Source organism: Deltaproteobacteria bacterium, assembly GCA_023382265.1.
Taxonomy (GTDB): Bacteria; JAMCPX01; JAMCPX01; order JAMCPX01; family JAMCPX01; genus JAMCPX01.
The window spans coordinates 1-12,666 of record JAMCPX010000030.1; the positions used below are offsets into that span (position 1 = coordinate 1).

11 protein-coding genes are annotated in these 12,666 nt (G+C 39.3%); 3 read left to right on the forward strand and 8 right to left on the reverse strand.

The features are described 5' to 3' along the window. Window positions 1–58: 58 nt before the first annotated feature. Window positions 59–1,897, reverse strand: coding sequence for an OmpA family protein (locus M1381_05585; GenBank protein MCL4478557.1), 1,839 nt, complete (start codon window positions 1,895–1,897; stop codon window positions 59–61). A 249-nt stretch (window positions 1,898–2,146) separates the two neighbouring features. On the opposite strand from M1381_05585, the gene M1381_05590 reads away from it, so the two are divergent. Both M1381_05590 and M1381_05595 read left to right on the forward strand, forming a co-directional pair. Next, window positions 2,147–3,607 carry a pentapeptide repeat-containing protein gene (locus tag M1381_05590; protein ID MCL4478558.1) on the forward strand — a complete coding sequence of 487 codons (1,461 nt, stop codon included), beginning with the start codon at window positions 2,147–2,149 and terminating at the stop codon, window positions 3,605–3,607. Window positions 3,608–3,625: 18 nt separating this feature from the next. Further along, on the forward strand, window positions 3,626–5,116 hold the full coding sequence (locus M1381_05595; protein ID MCL4478559.1) for an FHA domain-containing protein: 1,491 nt from the start codon (window positions 3,626–3,628) through the stop codon (window positions 5,114–5,116). Between the two features lie 56 nt (window positions 5,117–5,172). Here M1381_05595 and cobA read toward each other — a convergent pair whose 3' ends face one another. The 6 genes from cobA to M1381_05625 form a co-directional block, all read right to left on the reverse strand. After that, complete coding sequence (cobA, locus tag M1381_05600) at window positions 5,173–6,678, reverse strand: uroporphyrinogen-III C-methyltransferase (GenBank protein ID MCL4478560.1); 1,506 nt, start codon at window positions 6,676–6,678, stop codon at window positions 5,173–5,175. Continuing rightward, window positions 6,675–7,574: a hydroxymethylbilane synthase gene (gene hemC, locus M1381_05605; protein MCL4478561.1), complete on the reverse strand. Its 900-nt coding sequence runs from the start codon at window positions 7,572–7,574 to the stop codon at window positions 6,675–6,677. The genes cobA and hemC overlap by 4 nt, the downstream gene beginning before the upstream one ends. Next, window positions 7,571–8,830 carry a glutamyl-tRNA reductase gene (gene hemA, locus M1381_05610; protein ID MCL4478562.1) on the reverse strand — a complete coding sequence of 420 codons (1,260 nt, stop codon included), beginning with the start codon at window positions 8,828–8,830 and terminating at the stop codon, window positions 7,571–7,573. The genes hemC and hemA overlap by 4 nt, the downstream gene beginning before the upstream one ends. 3 nt (window positions 8,831–8,833) lie before the next feature. Beyond that, window positions 8,834–9,640 carry a cytochrome c biogenesis protein CcsA gene (gene ccsA / locus M1381_05615; protein ID MCL4478563.1) on the reverse strand — a complete coding sequence of 269 codons (807 nt, stop codon included), beginning with the start codon at window positions 9,638–9,640 and terminating at the stop codon, window positions 8,834–8,836. 2 nt (window positions 9,641–9,642) lie between these two features. Beyond that, window positions 9,643–10,296, reverse strand: a complete 654-nt coding sequence (locus tag M1381_05620) for a bifunctional precorrin-2 dehydrogenase/sirohydrochlorin ferrochelatase (protein ID MCL4478564.1) — start codon at window positions 10,294–10,296, stop codon at window positions 9,643–9,645. A gap of 107 nt (window positions 10,297–10,403) precedes the next feature. Beyond that, the gene (locus M1381_05625; GenBank protein ID MCL4478565.1) at window positions 10,404–10,991 is read right to left on the reverse strand and encodes a hypothetical protein; all 588 of its coding nucleotides are present in this window, start codon (window positions 10,989–10,991) and stop codon (window positions 10,404–10,406) included. 249 nt (window positions 10,992–11,240) lie between these two features. Here M1381_05625 and M1381_05630 point away from each other — a divergent pair, with 249 nt between their 5' ends. Further along, window positions 11,241–11,627 carry a hypothetical protein gene (locus M1381_05630; GenBank protein ID MCL4478566.1) on the forward strand — a complete coding sequence of 129 codons (387 nt, stop codon included), beginning with the start codon at window positions 11,241–11,243 and terminating at the stop codon, window positions 11,625–11,627. A gap of 9 nt (window positions 11,628–11,636) precedes the next feature. On the opposite strand, the gene M1381_05635 is transcribed toward M1381_05630, so the two are convergent. Further along, a complete protein-coding gene (locus M1381_05635) occupies window positions 11,637–12,665 on the reverse strand; it encodes a PAS domain-containing protein (GenBank protein ID MCL4478567.1) in 1,029 nt (342 codons plus the stop codon). Window position 12,666 lies beyond the last annotated feature (1 nt).

A 12,666-nucleotide genomic window follows, 5' to 3' on the forward strand; every position in this document is an offset into this window, starting at 1 on the left:
ACAGTGTTCTCCATTTTTCAAACACGATATCCATGTTATACGGAACAGCAAAGTTCCGTTATTCTATTGTAAACTGTATATTAACCCTTCTATTGATGGCCCTTGCACCTGAGGTTGTGTTTGGTTCTACAGGCTGCGCCTCACCATAACCTTTTGCCTTTAATCGGTCAGGGTTTATTCCATGCTGGATAAGGTATTTCATGACGGAATCCGCCCTTGACACGGAGAGTTTTTCATTAAACGCAGCGGTACCCGTATTATCCGTGTTCCCTTCTATTACTATGTGAATGGAAGGGTTTTCCTTTAACAGGGTTACCAGGTCATTTAGTATCGGATAGAAGACCGGTAATATTTCTGCGCTGCCCGTTTCAAAGTGAATGGATTGAGCCCTTATCGTTATCCGGCTTATCGCCTTTTCAAGTACCGGAGACGGTTTGTTCTCCGTTACAGCAGCTGCCTGTGGTGCGGCTGCCAGGTTTTGTTCAAGCGTAAAACTGGTAACGGTTTTCTCGTTGTTCCTCACCTCCACATTGATCGTCTGGCTTGTAAAGCCCTGTGCAGAGGCTGTAACTTCGTAGTTACCCGGAGGCAGCTTGGCAGAATAAATGCCGGTTACAGGCTCTGTCCCTACAGGCGGTATTGCCATATTGTTGAATGATATGACCGCTGCAAGCGGGTTACCCGCGGTATCGGAGACCGTACCTGTGAGTCCTACGAATTGTGGTGCTTTTCTCCGCGTAACGGCATTCTCGCCGGGCAGTATTGTATAACTTGCACCTATAACGGCAGTCCACAATGGTATACCCCTCACGTTCCTTGTTACACCGGACGAGCCGGGAACATTTACCGGCTCTACCTTTGTAAGCCCTATCTCTGCCGCAAGGTCTATCGTGAGCCTTTTGACCGGGGTAAACCTTACACCGGGAATTATGAATTGAGGAGACTGATCATAATGAAGAGATGGCCCGGAACCGCCGGTGTTTATCACTTGATTTGTGTAATATTGGATAAACGGCGTTATAAGAGCGAGCGGAATCTCAAGCCCGGCAGCACCAAGTACCTGGTTACTGTGGTATACTCCAAGAGCGTATTCTATTTCATTGTATGGAAATCCGGCAGCGTATAAATCGGAAGCGGTCGTATAAGGACCTATCGTGTAGTTTGGTGCGGGCATTAGATATCTTGAATTGTCCCACTTATACCCTAAATTAAGATCGAACACTATGGGCACGTTCTTTATGACATCAAGCTCTTTTGTCCCCAGTATCCTTGCACCAAAATTAGTCGCATTTAACTTATACCCAAATACACCGCTGTTTGTGTGTAATTGTGCAAAAGCATCGATACCTATAAAAAAACCGTCCGATAACGGATGGCTTACCTTAAAACCGCCTGTCAAATCCCCGAACATCTGGTATATGTTGTCCTTGCCGTTTGAACCGTTTACTATCGTATGTGCAAAGTTTGATTCGTTCAGGTATACCTCAAGCCAGTTTGTTGCACCATAAGTTGCATTCACATTTCCCTCAAACCTCTCGTTTACATCGCCCGCTGTGTTGAGCAGATCTTTGGAATAAAAATATAACCCATTTACTCCAAGCATTATGGCTCCCGCAGGAAGACTCTCGGCCGAAACGACATTGATGATCCCTGTCTCACCGTTAATGGCAGGACCAGCCGGTGATGCAGCATCCGCAGTCACCGTGATGAGAAAAATTGCAGTGCATATTATTAATCCGAAAAATACAAGGAAACTTCGCTCAAACAAACCAGCAGCCGTTTCTTTAAATATCGTTTTTATTGCCTCTCTAACCTTCATGCCCTTTATAATTGTGTTCATGTCTTTGTTTATCTCCTGTATAAGTTTTAATCCATAATCAATCGTAACGTACTGCATGATGTTAGAATCCCTTTTTATAAAAAGCAAGAAAATCTGGTTTTGTGGAATCCTTCTTTTTGAAGATTTTTATGGCATTTATAAAAAATTTATTATACCATTTTTCAAGAAAACTGGTTTGAGCTGAATTATGATCCGTAAAACTTGCTCATACAGTTTTCGAATAGTACATATTGCACGCAGGACAACCAACGAATCATATCTTTCTGCTTGCAACTATCTATTAATTAGTATAATAAGCTATAAATTATGACGAGGGAAGAACTGATAAAAATCATATCAGAGAACAAGGGGAAAGTGGTAGAGCTTTCTAATGTAAACCTTTCCGGCGAACATCTCAAAGGCCTCGATTTAACAGGGATAAAGTTAAGGAATTCCGATCTGTCCGGTATGGATCTGTCTGAGGCAATACTTGACAACGCCGATCTGTCATTTTGTATCATGAAAGAGACAAAACTCATTAATACTTCAATTAAAAACTCCAACATGCAGGGTACAAACCTTACAAAGATTGATGCGAGGGATGCTGATTTCTCAAACGCAAACCTGCAGGAAGTAAATATGACATCGGCAACAATAGAGAATGCCAATTTTACAGGTTGCATTATGATAAAAGCAAATCTAACGGGTGTAAATGCAAAAGAAGCTACTTTTGATACTGTCAGAGCGAATGGAATAAACTTGACAGGTGCACTTCTTTACAGGGCAAGTTTTGTCAATTCGAATATGGAATATGCGAATTTATCAGAGACAGACCTGCGAGGAGCAGATCTCTCTGGAGCTACTTTAAAAGGAGTGAATATAAAGAAGTCTCTATTAACCGAGGTATCACTGAGAAAGATATTCATGCCCTCAACGGATTTAAGAGATGTAAACCTGTCAGGATTGGATCTGTCGGAGGCTGTTATTACTTCTGCACAGATGAGTAATGTAAAACTCATAGATGTCAATTTAAGAGGTGCTAACCTGGAGGGCTCACAGCTTGATTTTGCACAGCTTTCTGGGGCAATACTTGATTATGCAAAACTCGATAAAGCGGCATTTAACGGTGCAACACTTGAACGGGCGAGCATGCAGAATGCCTCTTGCATAAATACAAACTTTTCTGCTGCAAACATGAAAGGTACAATAATCACGCATGCCATCATGTCAAGAGCGAATCTGAAGGAGGCTAATCTTTCAGGCGCTGTAATAACCCACTCTAACCTCTCTTATGCCGATCTTACAGGTGCCAATCTAAGTAACTCGGATTTAAGGGAATCCAATATAGAGGGTGCAATGCTTCATAATACCATACTTACCAATGCACAGATCTCAAGCAGAATAGCCAAGTCTGTATGCTTGTGGTGCGGCTATAAACAGGAGACGAAGGATATATGCGAACATTGCGGTAAAACGATTAATATCCCCGGGCCCGTTGTAAAAACAATAGCCCTTTTTGTCATACTCCCCATAATAAGCCTCATTTCAGGTCCTCTGATCTTTGTTATAAATGGTTTTCAAGCTTTTAATATAAACCTGATACCTTTGAAAATGGGTGCTTTGATGTTCCAGGTAGGTATAGTCTTAACTTTACTGAATTTGATAGCCTCGCTGATAATGATAGCGATCTTGTGGCATAAACCTTTGATAGAAGGCACAGGATATATAAAGGGATCTATTTCAATAGCACTTATAAGTATCTTAGCTTACATGATTATACTGATATAGCCGTGCCTTATGCCCTCTTTGTTTTACAAATACAAAGGCAGCCATTATGAAGAGATCCATGTGATAGAGCATGATGTTTTAAGTGTAGGCAGGCTTCCTTCGAATGATCTTTCTCTTAAGGAGCCAAGCGTATCAAGAAACCATTTCATAATAAAAAAACAATCGGACGGTTATTATATATATGACAACGGCAGCTCAAATGGGACATTCCTTAATGATGTAAAGATTATAATGCCTGTTAGATTAATGCATAACGACAGGATTGCAGCGGGTACGGTTTCAATAATATTTAAGGAAGACAATCTTACAACGGTTAAAGAGATCAATGAACAGGAACTGGAATATGTTGCAAAATCACCGTCTATATTAAGCAGCGCATACCTTAATGTTATATATTCGGTTGCAAGAGAACTCATATACCCGCAGGAAAATTCCATATTCTATGACATGACTATAAAAATGTTATGCAATGCCGTTAAGGGGGAATACGGAGGTATACTGATAATTGATGATAAAACCGGAGAACTGTGTCTTATAGCTTCAAACAAGGAAAATGGACCAGGCGTGGCCGGTATAAGTTCATCTGTAATTGATAGGGCGGTAAAAAACCGCGCGGCTGTCCTTGTAAAGAATGCGGGTATGGATAACAGATTCCTGAAGGACCGTACGATCTACAGTATGGGTATTTCTTCAGCACTATGTGCACCCATATGGGAAAAAGATCACACATACGGAGCATTGTATATTGATCGCAGAGCGGATCCTTCGGCATTTAGTGAAGAACATTTAGACCTTATAACGATAGTATCAAACCTGTTGGCGCTCAATATAGCCCATGAGAAGCTCATCAACAAGCTTGCCGATGAGAAGAGTGTATCGGAACAATTGAAACGTTTCGTTCCGATCGAGGCCGTATCAAACTTACTTGAAGTAATAAAAAATAACCCGTCTGCCTTATGGGATGTTAATGAAATTGATTCAGCCACCGTGATGTTTGCGGATATTGTTGGCTTTACCACATTAACGGAAAAAACAAAACCCCGAGAGATTGCACGAATTCTACGATCGTTTTTTGATAAGTCCACGAATATTGTTCTTAGTAACGGCGGCTCTATAAATAAGTTTCTCGGCGACGGCTTTATGGCAGTATTTGGCGCGCCAGTATTACATTCAGATGATCCCGATAGAGCGATAAGATCAGCCATTGAGCTTATGAAATGGATACATGATGAAAACAGCGGAATCAAATTATCATTGAGAATAGGCATAGATACAGGCCGTGTTGTTAGTATAATGGTTGGTTCTACAAAAAGGCTTGAATATACGGTTATGGGTAACAGTGTTAATGCTGCATCAAGACTTCAGGCAATGGCGGGTGTTAATCAAATATTGGTATCGAGTGAAACGAACAGCCATCTAAGAATGTCTGTCAATGTAAAACTGGTAGGCGATGTTTCTGTGAAAGGAAAAGATAAACCGCTCAAAGTTTATCGGATAATCTGGGAATGAAGGCAAATGACGACGTGTACTTATTCTTCAAAAGCCGCCTTTGGGGATAAGCTGGTTTAAGGTTTTGAAAAATACTGTGCTATCTGTTCTACGAGCGACTCGATAGTGTACTGGGAAGGCTGTATGCTGACTTTAAGTCCTTTTTTAACAGCAGTCTCGGCGGTTATTGGCCCGATACAGGCTATAACGGAAGTTTTAATAATATTTGCCGCATCTTGCTCAAACATCTCAAAAAAGTTTTTTACTGTTGAAGAACTTGTAAATATTGCAAGATCCACTCCATCCTTTAAATACGGTATAAATTCATAATTTATTTCTGCCTTGACCGTCTTATACACCGGGGCAACATCAACGAATGCACCCTTGTGGTTTAATTCATCCACCAGAACCATTCGTGCCTCCTGTGCCCTTGGTATAAGGATCCTCTTGCCTTTAACGCTATTGCCGAGCATTGATATAAGTCCTTCCGCATTAAATTCCTCAGGAACACCGCGTACATCAAGTCTTAAATCTTGTATAGCCTTTGCAGTTTTGGGACCTATCGCAAGTATGCTTGAGTTGGCAAGTGCACGGATATCTTTGTGATTATATGATATCCTGTCAATAAAATATTTTACGCCGTTTACGCTTGTGAATATGATGATGTCATACTTTTCAAGCATAGATATTGCTTTATCAAGAATCGTATAATCATCAGGTTCAGTGATCTTTATAGTCGGCTGTTCAATAACGAGTGCGCCGAGATCTTCAAGCGACTGTTTAAGATATGCGCCCTCTTTCTCCGCTCTTGTGACAAGTACCTTTTTACCAAACAGTGGAAGTTTCTCAAACCAGTTAATGTGATTGTGAAATTCAACAACCTTGCCGATCACTATAACAGCAGGAGGGGATGAAGGTTTTGTATCTGTTTCGAATAAATCTATTAGACTCGTTATGCTGCTTGACTGGGTGGGTAGTGTTCCCCATCTGATCAAACTAACCGGTTCAGCAGGAGCTCTGCCGCTCTTTATGAGTTTTTCTGCGATCTCCTTAATGTTTGTCAAACCCATGAGGATGACAATCGTGTCAATCTTTGCGATTGCATCCCAGTTAAGTTCTTCTATGCTGCCGTGGGTATGTTTATGACCTGTTATAATAACCACGGATGATGAAACATCTCTGTGGGTAAGCGGGATACCTGAATAAAGAGGAACCGCACTGAACGAGGATACTCCGGCTACTATTTCAAAATCGATGCCAGCATTGGATATCGCAAGCGCCTCTTCGCTCCCCCTGCCGAATAAGAAGGGATCCCCGCCTTTAAGTCTCACCACCTTGTATCCTTTTTTTGCCCTGTCAATTAAAATATTGTTTATATCTGTCTGCGGTATTGAATGCTCTCCGTGCATTTTCCCCGCATAGATCAGCTCTATAGATCGTTTTGCATGCCTTAGTATCTCCTTATTTACAAGGTAATCATAAACAATAACATCTGCATCACCGATGTGTCTTACGGCTTTCAATGTAATAAGCTCAGGGTTTCCGGGCCCGGCACCTACTATGTAAACCTTACCCCTTTTCATACATTTAGTATCTTCGCAGCTCCGAGTTCAAGCAGTGTTTCTGCAAGTGTTTCACCCGTTTTGTATGCGTTCTCCTGTTTATCTTTTACGGTGTTGGAGTAAAAGATTCCGCCATCGGGGCTTGCAACAAAGCCTTTTATAATAATATCGGCACCGGAAAGCTCAGCGTGGGCACCGAGTGGAGTATTGCAACTCCCGCCTATGCGTGTTGTAAAACCCCTTTCAGCCAGTGACCTTATAAAGGTTTCGGTATGACTGATCATGTTTAGTACATGGATCAGATGATTAGAATCTTTGTGAATCTGGATAGCTATTATACCCTGTCCTGCTGCCGGTATTATATCAAGCCTTTCAATGAACTCCGGTTTTATTCCGAGTCTGTTTATTCCGGCATAGGCAACGATAACCGCATCGTACGATCCTTCATTCATTTTTTTTATTCTGGTATCAACGTTTCCTCTCAAGAGTTTAAAATCCATGGCATTATTAAGCCTTTTAATCTGAACTATTCTCCTGAGGCTTGTTGTCCCGATAACGGAATGTGGTTTTAGTGTGGTAAAGGTTAGAGGTTTGTTGAATATGATTGCATCCCACGGGCTTTCAGCAGGTGGGGTTGCTGCTATATAAAGACTGCCGGGAATATCCGCAGGCATATCCTTCATGCTGTGAACAGCAATGTCTACCTCTTTTGATAAAAGAGCCTTTTCGATCTCCTTAACAAATAAGCCCTTACCTCCGATATCGGTGAGTGAAACATCCTGTATGGCATCACCCGATGTTTTGATTATCACAAGTTCCACATTAATGTCATGATCAACCGATTCTATAAGTGATTTAACATAATTTGCCTGCCATAAGGCAAGCTTACTGCCCCTTGTTCCTATTTTTATTTTCATATATTGAATAACCTTTTAATGGAGTCTATGTACTTAAGGACCTCGCCTCTTTTATGCTCATTCTTAATTGTAGCTATTGGATCGTGGAGTAATTTGTTTATTATGCCTCTCGACATTGCGTCCATAATTCCGATCTCTTTTTCTGAAGGATTTTTCAGCTTTGTAATAGCCTCTTTTAGCTCTTCCTGTCTGACCGTCTCAAACTTGCTTTTCAATGATACGATTGCCGGTACAAGGGAAAGCTCGCTTATCCAGTTAATAAATTTATTCACCTCTTCTTCTATCAGCGTTTCAGCTTCATGAGAAGCCTTTTCCCGTTCTTTAAGATTTTTATTGGCAGCACCCTTGAGATCATCTATATCAAACAGAAATACTCCTTCGATATCGGATATGGAAGATTCAATATTTCTTGGTACCGATATATCTATAAAGAATAACGGTTTGTGCTGTCTTCCTTTCATGATCTTATGCATGTGATCATAAGTGATGAGATAATGATCTGCCGATGTCGAACATATAATAATATCAAGATCAAGCAATTGATTATACATCTCTTCAAACTCTATGGCTCTGCCGTTCAGTTTTTCGGCAAGCCGGGCTGCATGCTCAAACGTTCTGCTTGCAACAATGAGTTCTGTTGCCCCAGATTCACGCAAGTATCTTGCCGCATCCTCTGCCATTTCTCCGGCACCCATGAGCATTATACTCTTTCCACTGAGTAAACCGAATATCTTTTTTGCAAGCTCTACTGCAACAGAGCTTACAGAAACACTATAAAACCCGATCGATGTATCGGTCCTTACCTTTTTAGCAATGCTGAAAGACCTGTGCATCAATCTATTAAGTATAGGTCCTGTAGTGGAATTAAAAGAGGCTATTTTATACGCATTTTTTATCTGGCCGAGTATTTGTGCTTCACCTATAACCATTGAATCAAGGCTGCTTGCTACCCTAAACACATGTTCTACCGCCCTCCTGTCAGTATAGGTGTACATGTGGGCTGACAGTGTATCCGGTTCAATTGATCTGGTATTGTTAATAAATAGTTTTACCTCTTTTTCTACCTTTTCTGCCTCATCTGTAACAATGTAGAATTCTGTCCTGTTGCAGGTTGATAAGATAATCAATTCATTAATCTCCTGGATGGTGATAAGCTTTTTAAGTATGTCGGGCAGTTCTTGTTCTGTAAAGCTGACCCTTTCTCTGAGCTCAACGGATGCTGATTTATGATTTAATCCTGTTACAAGTAATTTCATGGCTTAAAAATTATGGAAACCTTTAAAAATAAAGTTAACTCCTATAAAACCAAAAATCACGAACAGAAAACAAACAATAGATACTATCGCGAATTTTTTCCCGCGCCATCCGAGACTTATTCTTCCATGCAGAGAAATAACGTAAGCCAGCCATATAATTAAAGACCATGTCTCTTTTGGATCCCATGTCCAATAATGACTAAATGCCCTATCTGCCCATAGAGCACCTGTGAGTATCCCGAGTGTAAGAAACGGTAAGCCTATTGTTAAGGTTTTGTAATCAAGATCATCAAGAACAAATAGCGATGGAAGCCACTTTGTCAGCCATATAATGCGTCTGTGCTTTAGCCATTTCTCCTGAAACAAATACATCACGGATGTAATAAAAGATAATGCAAAAAGCCCATAAGCAATGATTGATAAAAAAACGTGTATCGGAAATATGTCTGTATTGAAAATAGGACTTAATTCGTGCACGTGTCTCTTGAGCAGAATTGATACGACAATTAGTATAAGTATTATCGGGCTTGAAAATCCAAGTATAGGAGTCGTTCCTTTAAAAATGACTGTTATAAGAATGGTTCCAATAGCAAGTGACCATGCAAAAAGGTATACGGCATCTTTTATTGATGTCATCGGGAAGGTGCCGATTCTTTTATAGACTATAAACATGAAGAGAGTTTGTAATACGATTGCAATAACAACGATTATCTCACCCGTTAGGACTAATCTCTTATCGTGATAAAATGCCGTAAATATCCCTGATACGGTAACAAGTATGTACAGTAAAATTATTATACCGTTTATCATTCTTATTCTACCTTTGCCCGTATGGTGTGAATATAGTTGTGGAGGTATTTATTCATGTTTTGTTTATCATTGTTTTTTATATAACAATTAAGTTTTTTTACGGATAATTTATCAAGGGCTTTTTCTATATCAATCCTTATGCCTTCTTTTTTCATTGTAAGCAATTCCCTTCTCATTCTTATCATTGTATTTAATAACTTAGTATATTCGGGGGTAAAAATTCTGGCAATCTTTTTTTTTAAGAATTTTGAAACATAGGGAGCATTGCCATCCGTAGATACGGAAATAACAATATTGCCCTTTCTTAATACGGCTGGTACTATGAAATCGCAATATACAGCCGTATCGGCTGCATTCATAAAAATGTGTTTACCCCTTGTATCATAATAAATCTGTTTATTCGTGCCGGGGTTACTTGTTGCAGCGTAAACGATGTCAGAATCTTTTAGGTCCTCTTTTCTATATGTCCTGTTTATAAGCCGGATCATTCCTTTTTTATCAAGTCTATGTATCTTTGCTCCTGCCCTCGGTGCAACTACTTTAACCTTTGCCCCTGCATTTAACAGGGAGATTACCTTCTTATAAGCGGTATCTCCGCCTCCTATGACAACACCTTTTCTCCCATTAATATTTAGATTGATCGGATAATGCTTCACTTATTATTTACTTAACCTCGTATAATATCATTGTTTGCTGTATTTATAATTGCAGCGGTTTCCATTCCTGTTAGAATGCCTTTTAATATGCGGATTATTGCCATTGTTTAAAAAGAATATCCAAACCCAAAATTTAGAAATATACCGCTGAGATTAACATTGCCTACACCAGGAATTATGGGGGAGAGATATTGATAGCCCATATCCATATTCAATAAAAAACTGGGTACGTTTGACGCTAAAAGAAAATTCGTTCCGATACCCGTTCTTAAGCCTATCACTAATAAATTTTGGTTAGCCTGCTGGTTCTGTACGGATGTCGAGGAAGATATAATCGTATAATTGAGTAAAGAAAACATATAAGGTTGTACATGGGCATACCTAATGATTTGAAATCTGAGTCCTGTGTCAATAGATGGTAATATCGTTATTGTGTCGTTCATAATTCCCGAATCGTTTTCTATGTTAAAGGTTTCACTATTTGACGTCTGGGCGGTTCTCCCTCTTAAATCCACGCATAACCATTGATGGTATACATTAAAACTATAACCGATCTGCACTGTATTTGAAGGGTTGGAAAGCAGATTGAGAGACTGCGTGAGATCGAGGCTCTCAGAAGAAACGGTAAGAGTATCCGCCTTTGCATAACAAGTTACAGCAAGTATTATAAACAGCGTAATAATGGATCTTCTCATCTCGTTAGTTTAAGACAAAAAAAAATAAAAGTAAACCCCGTTGGAAAAATCGCGGCTTTAGACAGTGACATTTTTACAAGAAATCAAAATCAGCATACCATCACCCGCCATTTCTCCGGAGGCGCATCCGCCTTTAGCTGAAAGGACGGCAGGGCTTTCTAAAGGGATAAAATTTTTTATTAAACATCCTTAATTTGTTTGACATAAATGGCTTTAAGTAACATGTATAGTATAAAAGGGGGACATATTATGAAGCTCGTTATTTTTATGTTATTGGCTGTTATCGGACAAACGGGTGCAGAGATCATTGCTTATTTATGGAAGCTATGGAGGTACACATCGAAAAAAAACTTTGTTCTTCATATGCTTCTTGTTGTTGCAATTGTTTTCGGCGGATTAGCTTATTTTACAGCAGATATGCGGTGGTTTATAAGATATTTGATCGGATTCGGGTTTGGATTTTTATACGAATATGCAAATGCAACGGGTTTAGACCTGTTCTATTTCCCAAATAATAAATTTCTTATGTTTAAAAATAAGTATATAATAATGACAATCATGGCCATGTTATGGGGTCTATACCCGCTTATCATACCTGTAGTTTATAGAGCGGTGATAGTAAGATACGTACATTAACCGAGAAAACTATGCTACAGCAGGTAGTGTTATGACAAAACTTGAACCTATTCCAAATTCACTGACAGCCTGCATACTGCCCGAGTGTGCTTGAATAATTCTCTTAGCCGTAAGCACCTCAAGATATAGTTTTTCCTCATCTTTAAGATGAGAGAAACTATAATTGTCGGTTATATTTTCAAAGATTGATTCTGCAACACCCGTACCCGTATTTGATACTAAAATCAAGATCTGATTAATTTGGTTGATGCTCGTATTCCGTATTTCGATATTCAAAACACCTCTTTCTCCGCTCTCTTTTATTGCATAACTGAGAAGATTTACCATTCCTTTTATGAACTTTTCCCTATCCAGTTTTACGGTAGAGTTATTGCAATTATAAGTGCTGTAAACACGGGTACCCTGTTTTTTAGCAAACGATTTTATAGTGCTAATAGAAGACTTCATGACCATAAGTACATCAACATCTTCAAGCTCAAGATTAAGAATCCCTGATGTTAATTCGTTTATATCCAGGAGGGTATCAAGTGCCTGCATCAGCATCTTTGTTGCATCTTTAACACTTTCGAATCCTTTCATATCAGTTAATATCTGTTTGTTATGAAATTGATCGTAGAGTGTATAAATTGGATCCTTTAATTCATTTATTATCATTGATGTTAATTCTGCCCTTTGTATTAATAAATGTTCCTCAACAGTTATATCAAGCATGTTGAGTATGAAACCTATATACTTTTCTCCTACCATTATCGGAGACACCCCGAGTTTCAAAAATCTGTTCTTTTCTTCTATGTTAATCCTTAGAGGGGTATTTGTATCTCTTACCTTGTTTATTGATTCGGAGATTTTTTCCCAGTTATCCTTGCTGAATAAGGACACAATAGGTACTCCAACCATATCTTCTATATCTTTATTGAAGAATTTTAGAGCAGACGGATTTACATAAACAATGTTAAAAGTTGTATCAGCTATAACAATCCCGCTATCAACAAAAGCAAGCAGGGTCTTCATCTTTTTTATAAGATCCAAACCAAACATA

Bases quoted from the DNA above. Each gene is read 5' to 3' on its own strand.
- M1381_05590 (MCL4478558.1), top strand. From the start codon at position 2,147: ATGACGAGGGAAGAACTGATAAAAATCATATCAGAGAACAAGGGGAAA.
- M1381_05585 (MCL4478557.1), bottom strand. From the start codon at position 1,897: ATGCAGTACGTTACGATTGATTATGGATTAAAACTTATACAGGAGATA.
- M1381_05635 (MCL4478567.1), bottom strand. From the start codon at position 12,665: ATGTTTGGTTTGGATCTTATAAAAAAGATGAAGACCCTGCTTGCTTTT.
- hemC (MCL4478561.1), bottom strand. From the start codon at position 7,574: ATGAAAATAAAAATAGGAACAAGGGGCAGTAAGCTTGCCTTATGGCAG.
- M1381_05625 (MCL4478565.1), bottom strand. From the start codon at position 10,991: ATGAGAAGATCCATTATTACGCTGTTTATAATACTTGCTGTAACTTGT.
- cobA (MCL4478560.1), bottom strand. From the start codon at position 6,678: ATGAAAAGGGGTAAGGTTTACATAGTAGGTGCCGGGCCCGGAAACCCT.
- hemA (MCL4478562.1), bottom strand. From the start codon at position 8,830: ATGAAATTACTTGTAACAGGATTAAATCATAAATCAGCATCCGTTGAG.
- M1381_05630 (MCL4478566.1), top strand. From the start codon at position 11,241: ATGAAGCTCGTTATTTTTATGTTATTGGCTGTTATCGGACAAACGGGT.
- ccsA (MCL4478563.1), bottom strand. From the start codon at position 9,640: ATGATAAACGGTATAATAATTTTACTGTACATACTTGTTACCGTATCA.